The sequence below is a fragment of the Acidobacteriota bacterium genome (assembly GCA_028874215.1).
Lineage (GTDB): Bacteria > Acidobacteriota > UBA6911 > RPQK01 > JAJDTT01 > JAJDTT01.
In genome coordinates this window covers 36,664-62,920 of sequence record JAPPLF010000025.1, presented here as the reverse complement: position 1 = coordinate 62,920, position 26,257 = coordinate 36,664, and the positions used below count along the sequence as shown (strand labels likewise).

20 protein-coding genes and 1 pseudogene are annotated in these 26,257 nt (G+C 61.8%); 8 read left to right on the top strand and 13 right to left on the bottom strand.

Annotated features, from left to right (window positions below; translation table 11 throughout):
* The first annotated feature begins 67 nt into the window (after window positions 1–67).
* Window positions 68–847, top strand: coding sequence for an aldolase/citrate lyase family protein (locus OXT71_04880; protein MDE2925716.1), 780 nt, complete (start codon window positions 68–70; stop codon window positions 845–847).
* Window positions 848–873: 26 nt separating this feature from the next.
* Here OXT71_04880 and OXT71_04875 read toward each other — a convergent pair whose 3' ends face one another.
* Together OXT71_04875 and OXT71_04870 are read right to left on the bottom strand one after the other, a co-directional pair.
* Window positions 874–3,219: a tetratricopeptide repeat protein gene (locus OXT71_04875; protein ID MDE2925715.1), complete on the bottom strand. Its 2,346-nt coding sequence runs from the start codon at window positions 3,217–3,219 to the stop codon at window positions 874–876.
* Between the two features lie 7 nt (window positions 3,220–3,226).
* Window positions 3,227–4,855, bottom strand: a complete 1,629-nt coding sequence (locus OXT71_04870) for a GWxTD domain-containing protein (protein MDE2925714.1) — start codon at window positions 4,853–4,855, stop codon at window positions 3,227–3,229.
* A 183-nt stretch (window positions 4,856–5,038) separates the two neighbouring features.
* Here OXT71_04870 and OXT71_04865 point away from each other — a divergent pair, with 183 nt between their 5' ends.
* The 3 genes from OXT71_04865 to OXT71_04855 all read left to right on the top strand — a co-directional run bounded on the left by OXT71_04865 (window position 5,039) and on the right by OXT71_04855 (window position 9,101).
* Entirely contained in the window at window positions 5,039–6,448 is a 1,410-nt protein-coding gene (locus OXT71_04865) for a tetratricopeptide repeat protein (GenBank protein ID MDE2925713.1), read from the top strand.
* Window positions 6,445–8,202 carry a CRTAC1 family protein gene (locus OXT71_04860; GenBank protein ID MDE2925712.1) on the top strand — a complete coding sequence of 586 codons (1,758 nt, stop codon included), beginning with the start codon at window positions 6,445–6,447 and terminating at the stop codon, window positions 8,200–8,202. The genes OXT71_04865 and OXT71_04860 overlap by 4 nt, the downstream gene beginning before the upstream one ends.
* A 140-nt stretch (window positions 8,203–8,342) precedes the next feature.
* Window positions 8,343–9,101 carry a glucose 1-dehydrogenase gene (locus OXT71_04855; GenBank protein MDE2925711.1) on the top strand — a complete coding sequence of 253 codons (759 nt, stop codon included), beginning with the start codon at window positions 8,343–8,345 and terminating at the stop codon, window positions 9,099–9,101.
* A 101-nt stretch (window positions 9,102–9,202) separates the two neighbouring features.
* On the opposite strand, the gene OXT71_04850 is transcribed toward OXT71_04855, so the two are convergent.
* The 7 genes from OXT71_04850 to OXT71_04820 form a co-directional block, all read right to left on the bottom strand.
* The gene (locus OXT71_04850) at window positions 9,203–9,628 is read right to left on the bottom strand and encodes a hypothetical protein (GenBank protein ID MDE2925710.1); all 426 of its coding nucleotides are present in this window, start codon (window positions 9,626–9,628) and stop codon (window positions 9,203–9,205) included.
* Entirely contained in the window at window positions 9,606–10,301 is a 696-nt protein-coding gene (locus OXT71_04845) for a DUF433 domain-containing protein (protein ID MDE2925709.1), read from the bottom strand. The genes OXT71_04850 and OXT71_04845 overlap by 23 nt, the downstream gene beginning before the upstream one ends.
* A 160-nt stretch (window positions 10,302–10,461) precedes the next feature.
* The gene (locus OXT71_04840; protein ID MDE2925708.1) at window positions 10,462–11,589 is read right to left on the bottom strand and encodes an LLM class flavin-dependent oxidoreductase; all 1,128 of its coding nucleotides are present in this window, start codon (window positions 11,587–11,589) and stop codon (window positions 10,462–10,464) included.
* Between the two features lie 47 nt (window positions 11,590–11,636).
* Window positions 11,637–13,310 (bottom strand): hypothetical protein, encoded by a 1,674-nt coding sequence (locus tag OXT71_04835; protein MDE2925707.1) that lies wholly within the window; start codon window positions 13,308–13,310, stop codon window positions 11,637–11,639.
* A 62-nt stretch (window positions 13,311–13,372) separates the two neighbouring features.
* On the bottom strand, window positions 13,373–14,605 hold the full coding sequence (locus OXT71_04830) for a Gfo/Idh/MocA family oxidoreductase (GenBank protein ID MDE2925706.1): 1,233 nt from the start codon (window positions 14,603–14,605) through the stop codon (window positions 13,373–13,375).
* 444 nt (window positions 14,606–15,049) lie between these two features.
* Window positions 15,050–16,489, bottom strand: a complete 1,440-nt coding sequence (locus OXT71_04825; GenBank protein MDE2925705.1) for a hypothetical protein — start codon at window positions 16,487–16,489, stop codon at window positions 15,050–15,052.
* Between the two features lie 187 nt (window positions 16,490–16,676).
* Window positions 16,677–18,107 (bottom strand): C69 family dipeptidase, encoded by a 1,431-nt coding sequence (locus OXT71_04820; protein MDE2925704.1) that lies wholly within the window; start codon window positions 18,105–18,107, stop codon window positions 16,677–16,679.
* On the opposite strand from OXT71_04820, the gene OXT71_04815 reads away from it, so the two are divergent.
* The 3 genes from OXT71_04815 to OXT71_04805 all read left to right on the top strand — a co-directional run bounded on the left by OXT71_04815 (window position 18,073) and on the right by OXT71_04805 (window position 21,733).
* A complete protein-coding gene (locus OXT71_04815; protein ID MDE2925703.1) occupies window positions 18,073–18,318 on the top strand; it encodes a hypothetical protein in 246 nt (81 codons plus the stop codon). The two genes, OXT71_04820 and OXT71_04815, sit on opposite strands and share 35 nt — an antisense overlap.
* 216 nt (window positions 18,319–18,534) lie before the next feature.
* Complete coding sequence (locus OXT71_04810) at window positions 18,535–20,532, top strand: cytochrome P450 (protein ID MDE2925702.1); 1,998 nt, start codon at window positions 18,535–18,537, stop codon at window positions 20,530–20,532.
* A 7-nt stretch (window positions 20,533–20,539) separates the two neighbouring features.
* On the top strand, window positions 20,540–21,733 hold the full coding sequence (locus OXT71_04805; GenBank protein MDE2925701.1) for an acyltransferase family protein: 1,194 nt from the start codon (window positions 20,540–20,542) through the stop codon (window positions 21,731–21,733).
* A 304-nt stretch (window positions 21,734–22,037) separates the two neighbouring features.
* Here OXT71_04805 and OXT71_04800 read toward each other — a convergent pair whose 3' ends face one another.
* The 4 genes and pseudogenes from OXT71_04800 to OXT71_04785 all read right to left on the bottom strand — a co-directional run bounded on the left by OXT71_04800 (window position 22,038) and on the right by OXT71_04785 (window position 24,595).
* Complete coding sequence (locus tag OXT71_04800; GenBank protein ID MDE2925700.1) at window positions 22,038–22,169, bottom strand: hypothetical protein; 132 nt, start codon at window positions 22,167–22,169, stop codon at window positions 22,038–22,040.
* Between the two features lie 20 nt (window positions 22,170–22,189).
* Window positions 22,190–22,840, bottom strand: a pseudogene (locus OXT71_04795) (DUF4143 domain-containing protein).
* A 94-nt stretch (window positions 22,841–22,934) separates the two neighbouring features.
* Window positions 22,935–23,696 (bottom strand): phytanoyl-CoA dioxygenase family protein, encoded by a 762-nt coding sequence (locus OXT71_04790; protein ID MDE2925699.1) that lies wholly within the window; start codon window positions 23,694–23,696, stop codon window positions 22,935–22,937.
* A gap of 116 nt (window positions 23,697–23,812) precedes the next feature.
* Entirely contained in the window at window positions 23,813–24,595 is a 783-nt protein-coding gene (locus OXT71_04785; protein ID MDE2925698.1) for a tetratricopeptide repeat protein, read from the bottom strand.
* A 153-nt stretch (window positions 24,596–24,748) separates the two neighbouring features.
* Here OXT71_04785 and OXT71_04780 point away from each other — a divergent pair, with 153 nt between their 5' ends.
* Window positions 24,749–26,254: a hypothetical protein gene (locus OXT71_04780; protein MDE2925697.1), complete on the top strand. Its 1,506-nt coding sequence runs from the start codon at window positions 24,749–24,751 to the stop codon at window positions 26,252–26,254.
* The last annotated feature ends 3 nt before the right edge of the window (window positions 26,255–26,257 follow it).

Here is a 26,257-nt window from a genome sequence, read left to right as displayed (position 1 = left end):
GCGACAGATCAACCATTAGTTTTCAATCGACGCAACAGCTTTCAAGCGATCCAAGAAGGGGGTTTTGATGGAGAACGCCAACACGTTCAGGGCCAAGCTGGAAAGCGGACAGATCCCGCTTGGTTGCGGAGTGAGCTTTTCGGATCCCACCGTGACCGAGCTGATCTCTCACACGCTCGATTTTGCCTTCATCGACATGGAGCACAATGGTCATTCCCTGGAAACGGTTCAGGGTCACATCATGGCGACCAAGGGTAGCGACGCCGCGGCGTTGGTGCGTGTTGCCTGGAATGATGCCGTCTTGATCAAGCCGGTGTTGGACATCGGGGCAGACGGAATTGTGGTCCCGCTCGTCCGCACGGTCGAAGACGTTCAGCTAGCCGTCTCGGCCTGCTTGTATCCGCCGGAGGGAGAGCGGGGATTCGGTCCACGACGGCCGATTCGATACGGTCGCATCGGGGACGCAGAGTACTGCCGGCGCGCCAACCGGGAAATCGTCTGCATCGTGCAGATCGAGCACATCGACGCCGTCAACGTGATTGAGGAAATGGTTCGCGTGCCGGGACTCACCGCGATCATGATCGGAGTCAACGACTTGGCCGGTTCCATGGGGTATATGGGAAATCCTCAGCATCCGGAGGTGCAGACCGCCGTTGAAACGGTCGTGACCACGGCACATCAAGCCGGCGTCTTTCCCGGGATCGGTCTGGCCGATGATCCGGAAGCGCTCATGGAGTGGACGGAAAAGGGGATCCAATGGGTGCTCATGGGAGTGGATTGGGCGCACTTGGCGCGTGCCATCGACACCTCGGCCGCCCGCCTGAGAGGGCATGGCAGTCAAAGGTAGCGGTAGAGAGCCAATACCGAGCTCAACTACCGCCCAAGCCTCTCCAAGAGGAGGCGAGCCTCCGCGTGGTCCGGATTCCGCTTGAGCACCTGCTGGAGGAATTGTCTCGCCAATGCACGCTCACCTTTCAACGAGTGCACCATCGCCAAGGTCACGAGAGTCTCTTCGGCTTGAGGGTTCCGGGATAGCGCCTCGTTCAGTGACTCGATGGATCCCTCCAGATCGCCGGCTTGAGCCCGGACGCGACCGAGATTCAGGAAGGTTTCCTCCGCGGCAGCACCCTTTTCGACTGCCTCCTCGAGCACTTCCATAGCGCGCTCGAAAGCGCCCTGCCGCGCCGCGACGATTGAAACCGCGTTGTAGGCGGTTTCGTTGTTCGGATCCAATTTCAGCAACCGCTCGAAGGCTTCTTCGGCCTGGGACAACCGGTTCTGGAGGGCGTGAAGATTTCCCAGGTCCAGATATGCCGGAGCGAATCTTGGAGAAACAGCCAAGGTGCGCATGATCGCGGCAAAGGCTTTGTCCCACTCCTGGTCGCGCAAGTACATTTGGGCCAGGTGATAGTGGGAAAAGACGGCAAGCGGAAACAACTGGGTCGCTCTTTCGAAATACCCGATCGCCTCCTGCTTTTTTCCGGCCCCGGCAGCCAGGACGCCCAGCCCGTGAAGTGCCGGAACATTTTCCGGGAATCGCTCCAGCACTCGGGAGAAGTAAGATTTGCCGCGTTCGTGGTCTCCCCGATTGGCGTAGATCAAAGCCAGATTGCTCAAAGGCAGCAACTGGCCCGGCCGACCTTCCAGCGAGCGCTCGTAAGCTGCCACAGCCTGATCGATTTTCCCCGAAACTTCATAGCCTTTTCCCAGCAGGGCGAAGGCTTCGGTCCGGTAGCGTCCGCCGGCCCGCTCGACGTACTGTTCCAACAACCCCATTCCGGTTTCCAACTGTTTCGGGCGTTCGCTCAGTTCAGCCGGAGTGGCGTCCAAGAATGCCGCCCCCATAAAAAAAAGATTCTCGGTCTCGGACAGCAACGAGCTTGAAGTTTCCAGTTCGTAGAGGGTGTTCTGACCCAGATCGGCGGGCACTTCTCCTCTGGAGTGGATACCGATTCTATGGTTGGTAAAAACGATGTGCCGGGTGCGCTGATTTCCCCGCCGAAGCTCCTCGAACGAAATATCGGGGCTATCGCCGGTCGGGTCTCCGGAGGGCATGTGGCAATGGGCACAGTTTCCTTCGACTTCGACCGGCTTGTGGGTGTTGTTGAGCTCACTTGAGACATGGCAGGAAAGGCAGCGGCCGCGGTAGAAATCGGCGCTCTCCTCATGAGAGACCTTCACGTGGGGATCATGGCAGGTGGTACAGGTCATGGCGCCGCTGCTGGCTTGAAAGCATTTCGATTCTTCCATCAGATCGCCATGCTGCTTCACCATGTCGAATTGTTTGCTCTTGTCGTCCACGCCCCGAAGCTTGAAGCGGACTGCGTAATCGGAAAAAGTTTCTCCCGGCCGGTAGGAGAAGGTTTCCCGGCCCGGCACGATGACTCTGGTTGCCACGCTGTAGACGTTGGTCTCCACGTGGCATTGGTAACAGAGATCTCTCTGAGCCTGTTTCGAATCCAGCCCGGGGTGGTAGATCGCCTTCTTGAACTCTTCCGCGGGAGCTTTCTCCAAGACCAGGCGGACATGTTCGCTGCCCGGTCCGTGGCAACGCTCGCAACCGATGCCGGCCGGAAGAGAGTTGGGGAAGTAGACCTCGTCCTCGGACCTTTGCGGGATGAGCCGAGGGTAGGACGTGTGGCAAAAAAAACACCCCTGCGGTATGGGGCGGGTGAAGTCGAGATGATCCGGGACGTCGTAGCCGGGAGACATTCCCCAGCGTTGTTCCTGTGTGTACCAGGTGACGGGCAACTTGGTGATCACGCCATTGGGATGATGATGAAAATAGGAGCGGGCATGATCACCCGAACCCAGGATGTAGGTGATCTCCTCTTCATGAACGTGAACGGGCTCCCCCTGCTTGTTCTTGAGGCTGCGGCGCTGAAAATAGCGCCCGCCGCGCTTGAGCATGGTGTAGTGAAATTCCGACTTTTCGTGGAAAAAACTGTTGTTTTTTTCGTAGTCCTCAATCGTGTTCGCAGGCGTGGGTCGAGAGAACGACCGTGACATCGCAACACGTTGGTAGGAGTCGGTGATTTCCCTGTGGCAGCTCGCGCACGTCTCTTGCCCGGCATAGCCTTCGGCGTGACGAGGCTCGGCTGTGGAGAGAGGTGTGGTCTGGCCGGCAGAACCCTGTGGAAAGAGCGCCGGAAGCACCGCCGCAAAGGCCAGGATGGCCCACCCGGCGACGCCGGTTCCGATCAGTACTTTTCCAGACACCTGCTTGTCATTGAATCTTGAATCGATCGCGGGTTACGGACGATTCTCCGGAAATGCCGTCACGTACGGCCACTCGCAACGAATAGTCCCCAAGCGGGAGTCCCTCCAAGTCAAGATGTCGAACGAAAACCGCGCGTTCCGGTGAGAAATAGGCAAGGTTCCGGCCGCCAATGCCGGAGACGGTCTTGACGACTTTCCCCTTCCTGCTGATTTCGTAGACGATTTCAGGATCCGGTCTGGCCAGTGCCTGATCCACCTGCAGATTGTACACCTGAAGATAGACCGGCAGTGAAGCGTCAGAGACAAACGTACGGCTGACACTGGGGATCACTTTCAGGTCGCCGAGCACGAACATCCGGATCGTATCCGGCACCGCACCAAGCTGCTGAATCGACTGGGCCAGAATCAGAGAGGCGGCAAGTTGGCTTTCGTCATATCTGGGAGCCGGTATACGAGTCTCCGTTGAACCCATCCTTTCACCGTGCAAGTCTTCAAGGATCAGAGTCAGCTTGTAGAGGCCAGCCGGGACTGCGATCTGATTCTGATAAACGGACCGTTCCGTCAAGCTGGTTTCGAATTCTTCGGCTTCGTAGTCGATGGCCAGTTCCTGCTCAAACTCGGTCAGCATTCGGCCGCTCACGTTCAGCACGCGTCCATAGAGTCGAAGGTGGGCCTGGCGGATGCCGGAATTCTCCTGAAATGTCAGATCCTGGTTGCGCACCTCCACGGTAATGGCAACCAGCGCCCTGGCATCGTCCAGTTTGATCGCGTTGCTGCTGAGGTCGAACGGCAGGCTGTGATACAAGACTCTGCTGTCGACCAGCTTCTGGAGGTCCTTGTACCGAATATCGGGAGCCTTCTGAACATCGAAGTAGCGCGCCATGCGAGCGAAAGGACGATCTTTTGCGCGCATGCCCGTGATCCCCTGAATAAAGGGGTTATGGGCATTGGATGGAGTGAAATAAGGGCGTTCGGACTTGTCCATCATCCCGAGTTGTTCTGCCATGGTCAATCCGCCTTCGCTGTGGAGGAGCGCATCTTTCTCCTCCATACCCAGCGCCAGACGGTATTCACCGGTACCTGACTGGTCGACAAATTCCAACTCGACATCGGACCCGATCCCTGGAATGTGGCGATAGATCCAGCGCTCGAAGGGATAAGTCGTCGTCGTTCCCCCGCCCTCGTAGATCAGCCTTTCATAGCGGCCGCCCGAGGGACGCATTTCGCGGTCGTCGGGCGGGCCCCAGAGGATGTAGGTCCTGCCGCGATCTGTTCTCCACCCGGCCTTGGCGCTGAAGAAATGATCGTTGGCGTAGGCAATACGACGGTAATGTTCTTCCTTGTATTCGTTGACGGCCGTTCTCGCATCCGGGTCGCGCCGGCGCCAGAACTGCTCGATGAACTGTTCCTTCTCGTCCATGGTGCCCAAGCCGTTGAACACGCCCCGCTCCTCATCGGTGATGATGTAGACGACGTCCTCCTTGAGCCACTTCTTGAAGTAGTCCTCCTGCTCTTCCTGGAGAACGGCCCGGTCGTCCCGCTTCTTCTCTTTGGCCTGGACCGGGAGCAGAACCAGAAACAAGGCAAGCAGAAGGAACCTGCCACTCACGGGAGAACCTGCGAAGGTTCTTGACATTGGCACCTCGGAGAACCTGACCCCGACCGACGGTGAATTGGTCCCATTATACCCTCCGCTCCGTTCGGTACAACAAACACGGACGGCCCGGTCAGAAAACGCTTTTCTTGTCAGCAATTCCGGTGTTCGCCGGTGCGCCCCTCATCTTGAGCCCATTTTTGGCAAACAGGTATCATCAGGACCATGCTGCCGCTTTGGACCTTGAGTTTGGTTTTCATCGCTGCCGCGACCCCGGAATCGCCTCCACCGCCCCAATTGGCCGAACGGTTGCTGGAAGCTTTCGAGCCCCGTGACCGTCAACGGCTGCTTGAAACCTATCGGGAAGCTCTGGAAAACCCGGCGGATAGCGAACTCAATGGCCGGCTGGCAATGCTTCTGCACGGTTTCGGACAATATGAACTCGCCTCCACGTTTTACCGGCGAGTCGGGTCCATCGAACCATCCAACTTTCGCTGGCCGTACTATCTGGGCGTCGCGATGACCGCGATCGGCCGGGATGCAGAAGCGATTCCCGCTCTTCGGAGAGCCGTCGAATTGGCCCCGGACTATCTTCCGGCGCAACTGAGACTCGGCAAACTGCTTCGGACGGTGGGCGACTGGGACGAGAGCGGAAAGATTTATCGCGAGGTGGTTCGGCAACATCCCGATTCTGCACGTGCCCATTACGGACTCGGCCGGGTCCGGTTTGCTCGAGGCGAGACTCGGGCAGCCTTGAAGAGCTACCGGACCGCTTCCCGGTTGGCGCCCGATTTCGGGGCCGCCCACTATGGGCTCGGCACCGTGTACCGCAGCCTGGGAAAAAAAGAGAAGGCTCGCCGGCACCTACTCCTTTTTCAACGGGTTCAGGGGGATCCGCCTCCCTTGGTGGACCCTCTGTTGGATTCGCTCCGCCGGCTTCAATCCAAGGCGGAATACCACTACCTGCGAGGACTGGGATTTCAGAGGAAAGCGCAAATCTCTGAAGCGCTTGGCGAGTTTGAGCGGGCCCTGAAAGAAGACCCCCGGCACGCCGGGGCGCACGCCAACCTGTTCTTCAACTTTCTCACCCTGGGAGATCTGGTCAAGGCGGAAGAACATTACCAGGCGGCGCACAGACTCGATCCCCGGCTTCACGAAATCCACCACAATCTGGGTATTCTACGAACGCTTCAGAGTCGCGGTCAGGAAGCTGAAGAAGCGTTCCGGAAAGCTCTGGAACTCGATCCTTACCGGGCCGAGTCGCATTACCTATTGGGCGCCAATCTGGCAAACGGCGGTCAGGTGAGAGAGGCGGAAGAACGCTTCCGCCTGGCCATCGAGAATCGGTCGCATTTCATGGATGCCCATTTTCAGCTGGGGCTGCTGCTTCAGAAACAAGGGAGGGATGCGGAGGCGATCGGTCACTTCCTGAAGACCCTGACGGTAGAGGATGAGGGAACCCCGGTGCGCCATTACGTACTGGCTCACAGCTACGCCCGCCTGGGCGAGCTGGATAAAGCCGTCGACTCTGCCGTAAAGGCCCAGGCAAAGGCCTTTTCCATGGGGAAGCGTGAACTGGCGGCCGATGTCGGGAAGTTCCTGCAAAGGTTGCGGCAGGCGGGCAAGCGGCCATGAGAAATGTGGCTGCCTCTCCGGCCCGGCGGTCCTGCCGACGGCCCGCCGGCCGGCTGCTGGCCGGACTCCTCTGGGGAGCCTCGGCCTGGCCGGCTCTTGTGGCGCAAGACCCATCGCTTCCAACTCCCCTTTTCTCGGAAGCGGCTTCCCGGGTGGGGCTGGATTTCCAGCACTTCAACGGGGCCGGCGGCAAGTTTTACCTGCCTGAAATCGTGGGCTCCGGAGCCGCCCTGTTGGACTACGACGGCGACGGCGACCTGGATGTCTACCTGGTGCAAGGCGCGATGCTGGAACCGGCCAAGACTCCCTCCCAGTCCTGGTTTCCTCCAGATCCCGGGTGGAAACCGGGGCACCGGTTGTATCGAAACGATCTGATCCCCGGCGGAAGTCTCAAGTTCAGGGAGGTCACCGCCCAAGCCGGAGTCGACTCGGTCAGCTACGGGATGGGGGCCGCGGTTGGGGACTACGACAACGACGGAGACCTCGACCTCTACCTGACCAACTACGGACCCAATCTCTTGTATCGCAACAACGGAGACGGGACCTTCACCCCAATGAAGGGAGTGGGAGCCGAGGATTCCCGCTGGACCACCAGCGCCGCCTTCCTGGACTACGATCGCGACGGCGACCTAGATTTGTTCCTGACAAACTACGTTGGGTTCACGGTCGCGGGAAACCAGGTTTGCAGAACCGCGGGCGCCAGGGATTACTGTTTCCCCACAGTCTATTCCCCATTGCCGGACCGGTTCTTTCGCAACGACGGCGGGCGCCGATTTGTCGACGTGACGGAGCAGGCGGGCCTGGCGGCCGCGTTCGGCAATGGATTGGGCGTCGTTTGCGCGGACTTCAATGATGACGGTTGGACGGATATCTACGTCGCCAATGACAAGACTCCCAATCAACTCTGGCTCAACCGGGGAAACGGAAGCTTCGAAGAGGCGGGGTTGTTCTCAGGGACGGCGTTCAACGTCGACGGCCAAGCGGAAGCCAGCATGGGGGTCACGGCCGCCGATTTCAACAACGACGGCAGCGAAGACCTCTTCATGACCCATCTGACGGAAGAGACCCATACCCTCTACCTGAACGATGGCGCCGGCGGCTTTTCCGACCAGACCAGCCGTTTCGGATTGACCCGGGTTCACAATTACACCGGTTTCGGCACCCGGTGGTTCGACTACGACAACGACGGGCACCTGGATCTGTTCATGGCCAATGGCGCGGTGCGAATGACGCGGCTGGCCGAACCGGCCGATTATGCCTACGATCAAATCAACCAACTGTTCCATAACGAGGGAGACGGGAACTATCGGGAAACGACCGCCGAGGCGGGAGCGGCCCTGCAACTGTCGGAAGTGAGCCGGGGAGCCGCCTTTGGCGATATCGACAACGATGGTGACGTGGACATTCTGATCACCAACAACAACGGGCCCGTACGGTTGCTGTTGAACGGGACCGGGTCGCGGCACCACTGGCTGCAAATTCAACTGGAGGGGACGCAAAGCAACCGCTACGGGGTGGGAGCCCGGGTGGGAGTGCAGCGCCAGGGTCAGAGCACGTTATGGCGCCGCGCACATACCGACGGCAGCTATCTGAACGCCAACGACCATCGGGTGCACTTCGGCTTGGGCCGGGACAAAGAGGTCGAGGCCGTCATCGTCCACTGGCCCGGGGGTGGCAGCGAGACCTGGGAAGGGGTGGAAGCGGATCGCCTCGTCACCCTCCAGGAAGGCTCCGGAATACCGTGGAAGCCGTAGTGGACCAGGTTTCCCCAAGAGCGGCGTTGGAGCTCCCAGTCATCTTTCAATAGATCTGGAAACAGAGAGAAACTATTAGTGACAATAGGAATTCTCGTCCGCAGATCCGAAAACACCATTGACGCTCGAAGGAGGTTCTCATGGCAGCCAGTCTCAACAACCGAATTGCTTTGGTAACGGGCGGGGCCTCAGGAATTGGCCGAGCCACCTGTCTACTGCTTGCCCGGGAAGGCGCCGAAGTGGTCGTGGCTGATGTGCAACAGGACAAAGCGAGCGAGACCGTCCGGTTGGTCCAAGCGGCCGGTGGGGAGGCGATGGCCGTTGGCTGCGATGTGTCGAAAGCCGCCGAAGTCGAGGCGCTGGTCCAAGCCTGCGTGAGCCGCCATGGCCGGCTGGATTGCGGGATCAACGTTGCCGGCATTCTGGGAGAAATGGGCAAGATCCATGAGTGCACCGAGGAAAACTACGATCGTGTGATGGCAACCAACACCAAGGGCATCTGGCTGTGCATGAAATATGAAATCATCCAGATGCTTCGGCAGGGGTCCGGAGTGATCGTGAACATCGCCTCTGTCGCCGGTGGGGCGGGAACCCCCGACCTGGCGGTATATGGAGCGTCCAAGGTGGCTGTCACCATGCTGACACGGGCGGCCGCGGTCGACCTGGTCGCCAGGAATATTCGTGTGAACGCCATCAATCCCGGATTCGTCCAGACGGAAATGGTCGACCAGCAGGAGTTGGACTATCCCGCATTAGTCAAAGAATATCGAGACAGTCTTAGAATCGGTCGCATGGGACGGCCCGAGGAAATCGCCGAGGCCATCGTTTGGTTGTGTTCGGACAAAGCCTCCTTCGTCGCCGGACAAGTAATGAACGTCGACGGAGCGGCTCTGGCCTGACCTGAACCTCTCACCAGAGAGACAGTTATCGGTTTGTAAATTGTGTCAACTATCTGTGAACAACCAAGCCGCGGCTCTGGCCAGACAACAAATCCGGTGGTTCATACTCTGCTCGAGAGGTCCACGGGATACCTTTTCACCCTGCCGCTACGATAAATTGCAGCAACGAATGGAGCATCCTGCTTCGCTGCGAAGCGAGCGATCTGGCGCCCTCCTTTCACCAACAACTCAGCAATATCGGACCCTGTTGCATTCTTGGCTCGAATTACGATGATCCGAGCTGCATTTTGAGCAACAGATTTGATCTCAGCAGCCCGGTAGCGGAGGTTGCGATCTTTCGTGAGCGCAATCCAGCCCCTCTCTCCGACGAGAGCAATCCATTCTTCGTCTGGCGCATCTGTCGGCAGGTGGTCATCATGCACCTCGACTTTCATGCCTTCCCGCCGAAGCCGGTTTGCAATGATGTGCCTTCCGAGATTGCGATCCAGGAAGAGGGTGGGTTCCTCACGCGGCGAGCTTGATCTCACACCGGAGCGCTTCTTCGATTTCCGATTCTTCACGCCCGTAGTCTCTTGCTAGCTGGGTGACTGACTCACCCGCCTTGTAGCGCTCGGCAATGATCTGGGTTGTGAGCCCGGTTCCGGCGATCACGGGTCGGCCAGCAGACAGCCTTGGGTCTATGACCACCATCTCGGGTGCATCTCGCATTTCGGTTCGGGTGAATGGATACAGCCTGATGGGCACCTTGCGGGAGTCGCGCACGATCCGATGTAAGGCAGTTTGGATAAGCTCCCGCATCGCCAACTGACCCGACTGACTGATATTGATCAGCCGTCCATAGCGTTCGATGAACAGATCCAGGCCGTCTGTCTCCATTTCGTAACTGATCAACGGATGCCGCTGGTCGGTTACGGATGGAGCGGTCTCCATCAAGTACTTGATGGCCTTTCGGACCTTCGGCATTGCTACACCATGCTTGCGCCTGACGGCAGCGAGAACGTGGAGTTCAACGAGGTTAAGGAACGAGAGCAGCGTTGGGTTGTTTGGGGAACAGTCGGGGAGTTCAATGAGTGGCTCATAAGGACCCCGGCCAACGGACCAAAACCGGATGGTCGACGGCGGCACGGTAAGGTAGTGCGCAACCTCGGAAACTGTGTAGGAGGGAAGCTCGCGGAGGTCCCCTACTGCTCGATCGAACATCTGGTCTCCTCCTCGGCTAAGCGCCTTCCGTCCGCTTTCCGAAAAACTTGGATCCAAGAGGTGCCAACTACCATCATGCTACCACAGGAATCTGGCCGAACCTGCCTGCAATAAGTCAGATTCCATCCCCTCTACAGGCAGCTCAGCACACCGGAGGCGTTCACGCCGTAACGCCGGAAACGGCCTTGTTCAAGGCGGGCATCAGCTCATTGGCGAACAGTTCCAGGTTGCGGATCCAACTCGGCTTGTCGTCCCAGTCGAAGCCCATCAGGACCAGGGTGCCGAAAGGTCCGCTCTCTTCCATGAGCTCCAGCAACCGCCGGAGCACCTCGTCGACGTCGCCGGCGATGATCTGCTCCTTGAGCCAGAAATCCATGTTGCACTCGGCGTCCGGCATGTCGAGGTCGCGCTTCAGGATGTCCCGGTGCCCCAGTGAGTTGTCCATCAGGGACGCGATGTACTCGTAGTTCCCCCCCACCGAGTTGTTGCGGGCGAGCTTCACCGCCTCCTCGGTCGTGTCGGCCAGGAAGATGGCGCGGCAGACCTTCCAGGTCCCGGGATCGGGTTCGCGGCCCGCTTCGGCGGCGGCCCGGGCGTAGGTGGCCCAGTTGTCCGCCAGGACGTTTCCGGTGGCCAGGGCGGCCGAGAAGGGAGCGTACCCGCGCTGGCCGGCCAGGGTGAGGGTGCCCGAGTTGCGGCTGAGGCCCGGCATGGCGATGGGTGGATGCGGCTGCTGCAGAGGCTTGAAAATGAAACCGATCCCCGTCGCCTCATCGACGTTCTCCTCCAGCGAGAACTGCCAGAATTTGCCTTCGTGGTGGTAGGGCGGGTCCGACGCCCACAAGTCGAGGATGACGTCCAGCGCTTCCCTCGTCATGGCGCCGCCATCTTTCGGATGGTAGCCGTAGAGTTCCATGTCGGTGCTGACGCTGTTGGGCGCGAAGCAGAGATTGAGCCTTCCTTTTGAAAGATGATCCAGAAAGCCGAGCCGCGTGGCCACGTACGCCGGATGGTGCAGATTGAGGCATACGGGCGCGGCTCCCAGACGAATCCGCTCCGTCACGCCAAGCACGCGTCCGATGAACACCTCCGGGACCACGATGGGCTCGAACCTCATCGTGTGGTGCTCGCCGATCCAGAACTCGTCGAAACCGAGCTCCTCCGCCCGGATGACCAGTTCGACGTCCTCGTCGAAGCACTGGGCCAGCGGCTTGCCGGAAGGATGGTAGGGCATGATGAACATGCCGTATTTGATGGATCGCGCTCCACCGTCGGTGTCACCGTTCATGCGCTGTTGTCTCCTTTCGTCGGCGGTTGGCAACCGCCGCTTCCGGCTCATACCCGAGTGGGCAGCGTCCGGTACTCGATGGTCAACTCCAGGCTGTGGAGGATCATTTCGACGCGGACCTGGGGGTTGCGCTTCCGGAGGGTGGCCTCCAGCCGGTTGACCCCCTGCCGGATCCAGTCTCCGTGCGTCAGGTCGTAGGACATGATGTAGTTGCCCTGGTACTCGATGGGCCCCGGACCGACCCGGTTCATGGGGATCTCCAGCCGAGGGTTTTCCGGCAACGGACGCCCGTTCCAGTTCAACTCCAGGACATCCTCCCAGGTCAGGCCCACCACGGTCAGGCTCAACCTGATCTCCTGGAGCATGCCCCTTCGCCGCGCCATGTCCAGATCGTCGGCCACCAGGACATCCACCGTCTTGGTCTTCCCCTCGGCCAGCGCCTCGGGCAATTGGTGAACGAAGGCCTGGAAGACGTCGCTGCTGCGGGGGTACTTCTTCAGGCAGTCGTAACACCCGACCTCGGTGTAGAGCTTGTCCTTGTGCTCCAGCGTCTTGGGGTCACCCAGCTCCTGGAACACCACTTCGGCTTCCTTCAGGTTGTGGCCGATGTGGTGGTGGAAGTTGAACATGTAGATCCCGTCGACTCCCTGGCGCCAGGCGTTGGCGGCGCCGGCCCGGAGCGTCGCGGCAGGCGGCCGCCGATGGTAGCCCGGGCCCACCTGTTCGGAGGTACAAGCGTAGACCTTGCAGGAAGTCCCCTTCGCCAGGGCGACGAACTCGCCGTAGGGCATGCCGGTGGCCGTGTCCCAATGGACGCCGGGAGAGATGTAGTCGACCAACCCCTCGTGGATCCAGGTCTTCAGCTCCAGTCCGATCTCATGGCACTTCTCCAGCGTCGCCGGGACCCGGATCCCGAATCCCAGGGGCCGGCCCCGGTCGGTTCCGATGCGCTGGAACAGGGCCCGGGCCTCCCGCAGATACCCGGTCAGGATCGTCCTTCCCCGGTCGATGTCGGGGAAATAATGGCCCGGCTCGCGCAGGAGGTCCCACTCGAAACCTTCCGCGTCGTAACGGGTGCACACGTCCTCGATCAGCTCGAGCCGGTGCGCCCGGACCTCGGGAATGGCGAAATTGAGGCCGACGCATTTTTCCCCGTAGACGCTTTCGGGACCGTGGACCCCGGTGCCGCAGTTTTCTCCCAGTTCGTACTCCCGATGGGCGACCCGGAACCGGCTGGGCCATTGGAAGCGGGGTCCATGAAGGTCATTGAAACGCATGCCGATCCAGTACTGCATGCCGGCTTCGTGGGCCCGTTCCAGAGAGAGCTGCCAGGGATCGATGCCCTGGTCCAGCAGTCCGCGGATACAAGTCTGCTGTTTCCACTCGCTGACGTGGAGAAAGCTGTCCCGGTCGATCCCCTCCGCCTCCCGAACCCGGGTGGGAAACAGGGGAACCGCGTCGCCGAACCCGAACATGTGGCAGACCACGGCGCCGATCTGGGTTCCGGCAAACCGGCCCACCGCTTCGTAGACGAAGTCCTCAGGCGTCCTGGGCGGGTCCGGGAAGAAGAGGAAGCTGCCGTCGTTGTTGTAGAAAAGCGGAGGCAGCGACAGGCGCCGGGTTCCGGCCTCGGACGGTCCCGCCGACGCCACACCGGTCCCCGCCAGCGTCAGCGCACCCACGTTCCGTTGAAACTCCCTCCGGCTCAGCTTCTTCGCCACGAGGATCCTCCCGTGAGGCCGGTCAAAGCGGCCTCCGGCTCTTGAACCGTGTCAAATGATCATCAGGCCGGAATTCGCACGGCCCGGCGGGTGGCCGACGACTCCTTCGCCGCTTCGATGATCTCCAGCATGTGGACGTTGTCCTGAATCGGCGAAGGCGCCGGGGCCCCGGTTCGGGACGCCTCCAGGAAGTCGCGAAAGAGTTCTTCGGCCATGATGCCGCCGTAGCCCGGCGTCTGGGGAATCATGTAGGTCTTGCGGTGACGGCGGCCGCTGACCCAATGCCGGGCCTCGCTGTAGAGGGTGTAGGTTCCGCCCGCAACGGCGGCATTCGTCGTCCCGTGCTCCACCGGCTCCACCAGCGGCAAAATGGAATACCCTTCCGTTCCCCGCATGCCGACGTAGAAGTCGTAGACGGCCCGGCTCCCCTTCAAGTGATATCCGGCCTGGAACGTTCCCATCTTGCCGCTCTCGAAGCTCAGCAAGAGCAAACCCGTGTCTTCAACGGGAATCTGCTCCGGATTCAGGTTGCCCACCAGCGCCATGACTTCGACCACCCGCTCCTGCATCAGGTACAGCACCAGGTCCAGGCAGTGGCACCCCAACCAGGACATGATTCCGCTGCCGGCGGTCTTGGGATCGAAGATGTAGCTGGAGGTGTCCCGGTATTCCACCAGACCGTTCAGGAGCTTGGCCTCGATGGTCATGACGCGGCCCAAGGCTCCGTCGTCCAGGGCCCGCTTGAAGTCCATGACCATGGGATTGTAGCGCCACTGCAGCATGGCGCCGGCCGTCACACCCTTCTCTTCCGCCACTTCCGCCACCCGGCGGAGGTGGGAGGAATGGGTGGTCGCCGGTTTGTCGTAAAGGACCGGCAGACCGGCTGAGACGACCTGCTCCAGAATGCCGGGCGCCTGGTCGGGACGCGCGCAGACCGTCACCGCGTCCAGGTCGTCTCTCGCCAGGAATTTGCCCAGATCGGCGGATTTCGTGGCCACCTTGGAGGATTCGGAGGCGAGTTTTTCCACGTCGGCCAGATCGGTGGCGGCGCAGACATGGATCTTGCCCACCTCGGGAAGTTGGTCCAGGACCCGCACGTGCCCTCCCGCATGGCCGTGGCCGGAGATGGCTCCCATCACCAGCGATCCTTCCCGGATGGAACTGGGTCCGGGTCTCGGTGGAAGGACGCCGCTGCTCGATCCCAGCGGTTCGCCGCCCCCCGGTGCCTCCCGTCCCAAGCTTCCCGCTGCCGCCACCGAAGGCAGAGCGTAGCCAAGAAATCTGCGTCTCTGCATTTCCAATTCCTCCAGATTCCAGGTTCGATCCAATACCGCTGGCGTAAGCGATTCAGAATCGTGCAGACCGCCGGCGGCACGGCGATTGTAGTGGCCACGCTCCCTGAGGCGCCACCCTCTTCGGCGAGACTTTTCCGGAAAGAGAATCAAATTTGTCGATGAGGAGATCCTTTCGTGGGACCGCCAAATCAACGTCGAAATCATCGCGGCGGGGGTCCCCAGGCCGTGACGAAACCCGGCGCCGCGGCCGGACTCAACTCCGTCGGCGCGCTCATTGCGGCTCGCTCCGCCACGGTAAGATTATCGATCAGACGATCATTAAATATCGATTGGACGCTGATGCGATCGACAATTGGCCGACGTGTGGGAAGCGGCGAGTGAAAACGGGACTGTCCCCTTCATCTGCCTTCATCATCATGGCGTCTTCCCCCGGCTTCGGAGCATTCAATCCCCGCGAATGCGAAACGCGTAGAGACTTCCCTGACGGAGCCAGAAACGCAATTTCACGACTCTGCCCAGCAGTGGGCTGAGGTCCTGCCGACTCTTCCAGCGCACCTTCGCCCGCAGCTCGTCGACCTGCCGCAGGACGAGGGACTCCCCGCGGGAAAAACCGGGGATGGGCTCACCTTCGGCATCCAGCACCTCGACTGCGAGTTCACCGTTCGGAGCTGCCAGATTGACCCCCAAATCGCTGCCCTCGACCCGAAACGGCCGGGTGACGGCCCAGCCCATTCGGTGGGATGCCGTCAACGAAACGAACCGGTCCAGCGGGACCGTGGCCAGTCCGATGCCGGTGGGCGCCGGGGAGTTGCCCTGTCCGCTGTGGGAAAGGGGACGGCCGACATAGTAGAACCAGTGCCGGTCCTTCCAGGTGACGACGTTGGGGGCCGGCTGGATCCACTTGGCGTCGAAGCTTCCCTCGGGACCGCGGGGCAGGAACGGCTGGTCGCGGTACACCCACTCCAGGTTCCAGGGGTCATGCCGGCGAGTGGTGGCCAGATAGAAGTCCATCTCCTCGCTTCCGCCCGGCCTTTCCAGCGACCAGATCAACCCGAATTGGACACCCTCGTAGATCCATCCGTTCAAGCTGTAGATCTGGCGGGTCCACTCGTAGTCCCTTCTGCCGTTCTCCCGCCCCAGACACCACTCGCGCACGGTTGTCCAGTCTCCAGGTCGATTGCGGAGATCCACCTGTGAGTTCACCATGTCCCGGGTTCCCCGGATTTCTCCCTGCCCTCCTCCCGTTCCATAGTCGGTACGGGTGTAGAGGCGGTAGACCCTCGCATACGGATCCCAGAGCACCTGGTTGATGGTGTCGGCGGCCCGCCCGGTGATGGGCCGGCCCTGGTCGTAGTAGCTCCAGCGAAGACCGTCGGGAGAATAGGCCAGGGCGGTGGTGGCGCCGTATCCCTTCGCGGCTCCGACGGCCGACTTGTACTTGTGGCGCGGGTCCTTCTCGTTGGGATCCGGAAAGGGGCAGTACACCTGGGGACGGCCGATCTGATAGATGCTGTTGGCCCGGCTGCCGTCGAATTCCACGAGTCCGAGCCGGGGCTTGACCCAGCGGACGCCGTCCCGGGATTCGGCATAGCAGTAGGTCGCCGAATCCTGGCCGGAGCCGGCGGCCCGGTACCAGATGCGGAACCGGCCGTCCTCCCGCAGCACGGAACCGACGATCGGCACACCGAAGTCTTCCCAAGGCGTGTCGTCGACGATGACCGGGCGGCCGCCATTCGCCTTGACGGGACGCCCGAGCCGGCGCGCCAGGAGATGCTTCCCGGCAATGACGTGATCGTCCACCAGGAGCTGCTTTCGATCGCCGAATTGTAGAACGGGGCCGCCATCCGGCTCGCCGGCATGGGCCGGGGCGAAGAGAGTGATCACAAACGATACGAGGCGTGCGCGGCGGCGCCACAGGTCGAGGATTCCCCCCGCCGGCGGCCCGGCATGCCGAAAGGCGGTTTCCGGTCTACGGCCTCGGAACGAAGGGACGGCTGCGGCGAAAGGGTTGGCGGGGCGCATTGCCGAAAGAGGCGGTGTTCGCAGACCATCGACGAACATGTCAGGGCTTTCAGGGATCCGCCGAGCGGATTCCGAACAGCACCTTGGTGCGCGCCTCAAGACCCTCGGACAAGGCTTCCACCAATCTGAGGCCATTCAGAGCTTCGGTCCGGCTGTAGTAGGTGAGGGCATCCTGGGCCAGAACCCGTTCACCGGCCTGCAAGAGCGCCAGCGCGATTCCCTCCACCGCGGCCTGCTCGTCGATCAGCCGGGACTCGAAGGCGGTCAAGGCTTCCACGACCTCCGGCAGGAATTTCTCCTCGTGCGATTTGGCCAGATAGAACAGGCGCTTGCAGGCGCGGAACGCGTACCGCGTCGATTCCGGCCCCATGTGATGGTCCCTGATGTGGCGGGTGGCCTCGCCTGCGGTGAGGTAGCGGTGCCTCTTGAATTCGGGCGGCACGTCCCGCACGCCGATACGGTAGGGGACGAACGGCGCCGCTACCGGAGGGGCCGGCGCCACCCACAAGGTCTCCAACTCCTGGTGGAGTCCTTTCCGCAGGTGGGCCACCTGACCGTAACCGGCGGAATCGCGAGTCAGTTCCGGAGTCCTGACCACCTCGATCATGTCCGGCAGTCCGATTCGGCCGGCCCGGGCCCGCAGGCGATCCTCGATCATCTGGACCGCTGCGGCCTTTTCGGCCGAATGTCCGTACACCTTTCCCACGTGAAAGGGTTCTCCCGAGTCCGGGTCGAACCAGCCCCGTTCCACGGCGAATGAAATCAGATTCGCGGATCCCATGAAGCCGGGATGCTCCCGGTAGTTGAGCGGCACCTCATGGATGTAGCCCCCACGAGAAACCCGGATGTCGTCCGGTCCCAATCGCTCGGCGATCCAGAGGCCCTGACCGCCCGCGAAGTTGATCAGGATCCATCCCTCGTCGGCGTCGGCGAACAAGTGGGAGTTGCCTCCGTAGGTGGAGAAGCCGTACTCGCCGATCAGGTCGCCCACGATCCGGACGGCCTCGCGCGCGCTGCGGGCCCGTTCCATCACGATCCGGGACAGGTCGCTGTAGTTCGGCCCGCGCTGTGGATTGGGCGTCATCTCCCGCAGCTCGATCCGGGAGCCCGACGACACGTCCCGGGCGGCGACGCCATGCTCGTTCAGGCCGCCGTTGGTGAGGGGCGCCGGGAAACCCGCGAAGTAGGAATAGTTCATGGTCAGGTAGCGAAACGTGATGGGCGCCTGCGGGATCTGAATGAGTTCGCCGGGATAACGGGATTCCGGAGTCGCTCCCACCGTCAGAGTGGATCCGGGGGGATGCGTCCGGCGAGGCACGATCTCCAACCAATGGCTGGACGGCTCGTCGCCGTATCCCCCGAGGAAGACACTGCCGTCTCGGGTCAGGTTCTTCCCCACGTAGATGGCATAGCTGGCCACGGCACTGGTGCCGTTGGCAAGGCTGATGATCAAACTGGTCAGCACGATACGTACTCTCATGGCAGTGTCCTCATTCTTGTTGGCGGCCGGCACAATCCTGACAAAAAAAGGGGAGGCGCGCCGGGTGCAGCGCTGCCGGATCCACAAGATGCGCAACGTTCCTGGCCACTTGCCGAAGACGCTGCACGACCAGGCGCGGCCGGTTCTGCGGGCGGCATGGAAGCTGAGCGAAAAGGATGGCAAGGCGAGGATCGAGCAGTTCGCATCGTAGCATGAAATGCCCGGGAGCCACCTCAACCTCCAACTATGATTGGGACAGCCCCCACTTCCTGATCGCCATATTTTCACAACTCCGCGCCTATGGGTTTCGGTATCGTGATATCTTGTCTTGCAAGATGTACGAGGTGCCAATGACCATCTTCTTGAGGCACTTCGGCCCCTGCCATACGACCGGTTCATCGAGGGTCCCTGCGGGTGGGGGCACACGATGCTGAGGTTCGCGGAGGAAATCCTGGTTCTCGTCCTGGACGAGGAGCGGGGAGATTTGGCCGCCAGCCTGCCCCCCCGCTCACTCGACCTGGCGCTCGCCGGAGCCGTGCTGATGGATCTCGCGCTCCAGGACCGCATCGACACCGATCTCAAGCGCCTGGTGCTCGTGGATCCCACGCCGTTCGGCGACGACATCCTCGATCCCACGCTCGCCGAGATCGCAAGTGACGTCCAGCCGCGCGACACGGGCTATTGGCTCGGACGGATCGCTGGGCAGGCTGACCAGATCCGACGCGCCGCGCTGGCTCGCCTGATTGAGCGCGGCATCCTGAGATCCGAGGCGGACGGGCTCGTGTTCCTCGCCCCGTCGGTGTCGCGGTCGCGGCGCTATCCCGCCGTTGACGTGCGGCCGGTCGAGGAAGCCAAGCTGCGGATCATGCGGATCTTGTTCAACAATGATATTCCCGACCCGCCGGACATCGCGCTCATTGCCCTCGCAAACGTCTGCGGCGTATTCCGCACGATCCTGTCATCGGAGGAGCGGGTGCAGGTCCAGGATCGCATCGATCTGCTGAAGAATATCGATCTGATCGGCCGGACGATGAGCCTGGCGATCGAAGGACTCGAGGCGCCCGATGAACCACGTCCGGAGCCTCGGCGACCGAAAGAAATTCCGGTGGTGCCGGGGCTTCCCCTGCTGGGCAACGGCCTGGCCATGCGGAAGGGACTGGTCGCCTTCCTTTCCCGCCAGTACCGCGAATTGGGCCCGATCTTCAGGATACGCGCTCCCTCGCGCCGGTTCGTGTGCATGGCAGGGCCGGAAGCGACCAATTTCCTCACCTCGCACGGAAAGATCGTGTTCCGATCGCTCGAGCCCATGGCGAGTTTCCACAACCTGATGGACTCGTCACGCTCGATCCTGACCATGGACGGGATCGATCACGTCACCACGCGGAGGGCCCAGGCTAAGGGATACGCAGTCCGGGTCATCAGGGACCGGTCACAAGAGGTCGTCGACATCACGCGCGACGAGATCGGCAAGTGGCCGTTGGGGAAGCCGTTCGAGGCGTTGCCGGCGTTCCAGAACGTGATCGCCGAGCAGATGGGTCACATGATGGCCGACTATTCGCCGCAGGGCTACACGCGCGAGCTGTCCACGCTCCTCGGCGGGCTGCTACTGGGCGCTTCGACGACTCCGCACGTCATGAAGCTCCCGCGATTCCGCGACGCACGCGAGCGAGGCCGCGAGCTGGCCCGGGCAGTCCTCGCACACAAGCGCAGGGTGGGTCCGCGTAGAACGAGGCCGGACTTCATCGACCTGATGCTGGAGCTGCGCGACGCCGATCCGCAGCTTCTTCCCGAGACCAACCTGCCCCTGACGGTGCTCGCACCCTACATGGTCGGACTGGACACCACAGCGAGCACATGCTCGTTCATGATCTACAACGTGCTCAAGCGGCCGCAGCTCATGGAGCGCATCACCGCCGAGGCGGACGCCCTGTTCGATCAGGGCAGCGTGAGCGCCGTGGGCTTGAAGAGGCTCGATGTCACGCGCCGCGTAGCGATGGAAACCCTGCGGCTCCATCCGGTTTCGCCCGCCGTACTTCGGACGACCGCCAACTCGTTTGAGTTCGCAGGTCACAGGGTTCGCGCGGGCACGCAGGTCATGATCGGTACGGCGGTCGGGCACACGCTCGAAGAGTACTTCCCCGGTCCGGAGCGCTTCGACATCGACCGCTTCACGCAGACTCGCGGCGAACACCGGCAGCGCGGCGCCTATGCTCCCTTCGGGGCCGGCACCCACCGATGTCTCGGCGCCGGTCTCGTCCCGGTTCAGCTCGCGCTCACCATGGCTACGATCCTGAGGGAGCTCGTGCTGGAGCCGCTCGCGCCCGACCATGTGCTGCGCGTGAGGTCGTTCCCGACCATGCAGCCCGTCCGTTTCAGCATCCGCATCCTGCACCGACGGACACACGACGTCCCGACGACGGCATAAAGTCCTGGTGACCGGCACACAGCCACAGGCGAAACTTCCCCGGTATCACTCCCTCGACCAGCTGCGCGCGTCCATGATGATGCTCGGCTTGGTTCGCCACGCGGCGGTCAGCTACGTGCCCACGGTCTTCTTCGAGTGGCCATACCGGGATCCCCAGGCCGACATGCTCGCCTACTGGGTGGTGATCTTCATCCGCGTATTCAACCTGCCGGTCTTCTTCGCGATTGCGGGATTCTTTGCGGCGTACCTGCTCAAGACACGCGGAACTCGAGAATTCCTCCGGCACCGATGGAGCCGGATCGGGGTTCCGTTCCTGGCGGCATGGCCCCTCCTTGCGGTCACGATGTTCTTCATCGTGCCGTTCGCGGCCCGCTTCAGCGCCACCCCGCCAAACGCTACCTACAGTCTTCCGGAACTGACCTCGTCCAGGGCCCTTGACCACCTGTTCCTGCATCTGTGGTTCCTCTACCACCTGATGATCCTGTGCGTGGCCGCGAGCGCACTGAGCGCGCTCGCCGGCCGGATTCCCGCGGGCGTGCGCGCCCGTGCGATGGACCTCTTCGAGCGCTGGGTGCACCGTGGAGGCATCGCGGTGCTGATTCTGGCCGCGGGCCTCCTGCTGTACCGGATGGAGTCGTGGGCCATCGACTACTACGCCGGCCCGTTTCCCGCCCCGCGCCAGTTGGCACTCTACGCCCTGTTCTTCGTATTCGGCTGGCTGCTGTTTCGCAGACGGCAGACGCTGGAGGGCTTCAAGCGCCCCGCATGGGCTCTCCTCGCCGGCGGCATCCTGTGCTTCTTCGTATACCGGCACTTCTTCGAGATCGGTTGCCCCCCCAGGCCGGACAGGACGTGCCCGGAAGCTGGCGATGGGCACCTGCCGGCGGTCGTCTTCCTCGCGCTTTCCATGTGGTTCATGGCGTATAGCCTGATCGGCCTGTTCCTGCGCTACATGGACAGGCCGAGCCCGCGCTGGCGGTACCTGGCGGACGCCTCGTACTGGATCTACATCGTGCACGTGCCGCTCGTCATGCTGCTGCCCCTTGTTCTGGCAAACGTGCCGCTTCCGGGGATCGTCAAGCTCGCGCTCGTCGCGATCATGGCGACCGGCCTGATCCTGGTGACCTACCACTACTTCGTACGACCGACGTTCATCGGGAAACAGCTGAACGGGCGCCGCTATCCGAGAAGGGCGACTTGAGCGCGGTGGGCGGCGGGCGCGGGGACGGTGGGGACGGGGAGCGCGGATCGGCATTCGCGCTCCGCTGGCCGTGGCGCAACCGAAAGGCCGCCAGCGACTTGTGGAATCTGCCGGGTGTCACACTTGGGGGCGAACCGGCACGAGGCCAATCCCACGGCCTGACCGAACGGCTAAGTCCGGTGACTTCTGATGCAACCGCATGGATTCCAGCACGGAAGCGGGAATCTGAAGTGATACAGCGCTCAGTGCGATGTACGCTAACCTATTGTGTCCCTATCGTTTGCGATTCCTTCCGATCAGTCCGTCACGATCCGGGACAGGTCACTGTAGTTCGGCCCGCGCTGATGATCACGCTGGTCAACACGATGCGCGCCGACGCGCAACTGATGGTGACTGCCGCCTGCTTGCTGGTGGTGACCCGGTCGCTTTCCATCATGATCACCCGCTCCCTGCTTGTCATCCGTTCTGAAGCAACATCGCCAGTTCGAAGACGCCGATCGCCTCAACGCCTTCGCTGATCGGGAAGCGTTCGTCCCCGGAATACGCGACGAACGCATGGTCAGGCCGCAGGTCCGCGCGGGCGTTGTAAAAGCCGCGGTCCGGTCTCGGGGCGCGACCCCGCTTGATCTCGATCGCCCACAGTTCGCCGTTCGGCAACTGAAGCACGAGATCGACCTCGGCGCCGGCGGAAGTGCGGTAAAAACTGGCCGTCGTCCGTTCCGGGGCGGCTGCGAGCAGATTCTCGATCACATACCCTTCCCAACTGGCGCCGGCCACAGGATGGCCGGCCAGCGCATTGAAATCGCCAATGCCGAGCAGAGCGTGCAGCAGGCCGCTGTCGCGTATGTAGATCTTCGGCGATTTCACCAGCCTTTTCCCGACATCGGCGTGCAAAGGAGCCAGGCGCCGCACCAGCAGCAGATCGGTCAAGAGTCCGATATAGCGATTTACGGTTTGCACGCTGACACCCAATGACGAAGCCAACCGGGAAGCATTCAACAGGCCTCCCTGGCTGTGGGCCAGCATGATCCAAAGGCGCTCCAGCGTCTCCGCGGGGAGGCGGGGCCCGAACAGGGCGACGTCACGCTCCAGGTAAGTCCGGATATATCCACTCCGAGGAAAGAGACCGTCCATGAATTCCGAAGGAACGAGTATGCCTCCGCTCGTGGGTGCGTGGTCGGACCCGGCACGCGTTCCCGGCTTACCGGTCCACCAGGACGTGCTTCATGGCCTCGTAGGCCGGGGACGGTTTGCCCTGAACGTGAAGGAAGGGGTACCGGTAGTCCTCCTCTCCCACCCAGCGGGATTCGCCGGTCATGAAGATCACGGTGTAGGCGCGCCGGGAATGCGGACTCCGGTTGGGCTCGCTCCGGTGATAGGTCAGGCAGTGGTGGAATCCAACGCTCCCCTTGCTCAGCTCCACCGGAATCTCGTCCCCCAGATGGCTCAGAGCCTCCTGGGTCAGCTTCCACGTATTCCCGGGCACGTTGGAATGCTCGTGGTCCAGGAGGCCCAACTTGTGGCTCCCGGGGATCACGGTGAGGCATCCGTTCTCGCGGGTCGCATCCTCCAACGCGATCCAGGCGGTGAGCATCTCGAAGGGCTGGAAACTCCAGTAGTACATGTCCTGGTGGGGCGGGACCAGGCCCCCGTCCAGCGCCGGTTTGGCAAAGAGTCCGTCGGCGTAGATGTCCAGGTCGGGACCCAGGATCTGCTCGACGACCGCGGCCAGCTTGGGATGCGTGGCGACGGACCGGAAGACCGGGTCTCGATGCAGCAACCCGAAGGCGTTGCGGAGCGCGGAAGGATTGGCCGGCTCCCACTTGATGTCGCTTTCGGGGTATGGAATCTCCCTTCTTTCCATGCCGTCGATCCGGACCATGAGTTCGTCCATTTCCGCAGGAGTGAAGACGTTGTCCACGGTGACGTAACCGTTCTCGTCAAAGAAGCTCTTGAGGCTCATCGATTCTCCTTCTCTGGATCTTCTTGCCGACTGAAGCACAACAATATAGACGCAGCTATCTTTCGGAGCAAAGCATAGCTGGAAGGTGGGATCTTCCGGTTACGGTGCTCTGATGGTCAGCCGGAACCCTTGCCGGCGGCCGTCAGTCCGTAAAGGCTCAAGAGGTCGATGAAGTCCTGACTTTGACGCAGTTTGTCGAAGGACTCATCCGCCGCCAGCCGCTCCTGGTCGGTGAATCCAGCCGACAACGCTTTCCCCAGGTACTTCAGGCATTGGGGCTCGTCCCCCATTTCGGCGAAGAGGCGGGCCAGATTGTAGTTCGTCTCCGAGTCCACTCCCATGGGGTCCGGATAGGTCAGGCGGGATACGCTCGATTTCTTGAAGACTTCCGGGTCCAGGAGGGCGGCCTGGAGGTAGGCTTCGCGGGACGCTTCGTAGCGGTTCCGCATCATTTCGGCATATCCCAGGTTGACGTAGTAGGACGGCCGCGCATCCAGATCGATGGCCTCCTGGAAGTAGGCGGCCGCCTGTTTGTATTTTCGATTCGAAAGGGAGACGATTCCCAACGTGTTGTGGCCGGAGGCGTATCCCGGGTGGAGCCGGACGGAGCGCTCGGCGGCTTTCCTTCCCTGCCAGTACCGCCCGGTCCGGCAATAGGCGATGGCCAACTTGTTGAAGATGGCCTCGTGATACGGATTCAGCGTCGTCGCCTCGACGTATTTCAGCACCGCCAGATGGTCCTTCCCTTCCTTCATCATCTCGTCCGCCTCTCCCATGAGACGGTAGGCCTCGATCACTTTCTCCTGTGGAACCGGCAACTTCTTGATCCGCGAAGAGCCGCAACCCAGGAGCAAACCGGTCAAGACGATGATGGCGGCGTCCCGGAATCGTAGGGACATTTTTCACTCGGGTCCGAAACTCCCCGATGCCTCGGGGCGCGAAATTCGCCGACGGGAACCGTATCCTTGTATGCTTCCGATTATATCTGGAAAGTTCGTTTTCGGGCGCCAGGTTCGACAACTTGGCGCTGCGTGATCAGGGAGGTCCCAAACATGACTCTTCGCATGATTTTGGCTGTTCTCATCGGTCTCGGCCTGTCTCTGCAGCCGAGCGCCGGCGCCGGCAAGGAAACGGTCCTTTTCCCGTTTGACGACTACAGCGTCCCGTTCAGCAAGGGTTTGGTGCTAGAACTGGTCCCGGGCAAGAAAAGCGCGGTCAATACGGGGCACGGAACCGATCCCCTGCACCCCAGCAAACCGGTCGTCCCTCCGGGCAAGCCGGGAGACCCGGACCACCCGCGGGTCTACTACTACGGCACCGTCCTGAAGATCGATGGGGAGTACCGCATGTGGTACTCCGGTTGGGACAAGGACCGGAAACGGCAGGTCCTCTATGCCGTCTCCCGGGACGGCGTCCGCTGGGACAAGCCGGACCTGGGACTCGTCGAGTACAACGGGAACCGGCGGAACAACCTGGTGCTGTCAAACGGCAAGGACCCCATGAAGGGGGTCTTCGTCCTGGTACTCCATGAGCCGGAAGACCCCGACCCCGGCCGGCGCTTCAAGATGGTCCGGGAGGAGCACCCGCGAGCCATCATGGCAGCGTACAGCCCGGACGGGCTGAGCTGGACCGATTCTCCCAACAACCCCATCATCAAGGGCAGCGGCATGGAGACGGGCGGCCTGATCCGGTTCAACGGCTTCTACTACCTGAACGGACAGGGGGGACCGATCCCCCACCCCGTCCCCAAGGCCCGGGGTCGAAAGATGGTCACTTACATCTCCCACGACTTCGACCACTGGAGCGAAGCGGCCCACCTCAGCTTCCGGAGGAATCCCCTCCCGCCGCGTCCCCTCGACAACTTCGAGATCCATCGCGGCGCACAGGTGCACATGGGGGCCAGCCTCTGGAACCGGGGCAACGTGATCATTGGTTTTTACGGCCAATACGACAACCAGACCAACGACCGGCGCTACTCCACCTGCGACCTGGGCCTGGTGGTGAGCCCCGACGCCATCCACTTCAAGGAGCCGATCCCCGACTTCAAGATCCTTCCCTCCTACGAGGAACCGGACGGCGCCGAACCGCGGCTGCTCCAGGGTCAGGGGTTCGAGAACATCGGCGACCGGACCCTCTTCTGGTACAGCATCTGGGTCGCGTTCAACCCGGAGAGTCCCTCGGGAGTCCGTCTGGCCACCTGGGGCCGGGACCGGCTGGGATATTTCGCCGCGGCGCCCCGGACGGAAGGCGCCCATTTCCTCTCCACGCCGATCGAATTGGATTCCCCGCAAGCGGAGATCTACGTCAACGCCTCCGGGCTGTCGGAGAAGAGCCAGCTCCGGGTCGAGGTCCTGGACCACCGGCTCCGGCCGTTGCCCGGTTATTCGGGAGACGCCTCGATTGCGCTGCAGGAACCGGGCCTGCGGCAACGGGTGACGTGGCGCGGCAAGGACCAACTGGCAGGCGTGGACGGGCCAATCCGCGTCCGCGTGAATTGGGAAGGAATTTACCCGGAAGACGCTCGCCTTTACGCCGTCTATGTGGTGGGGAGCGAATAGCGG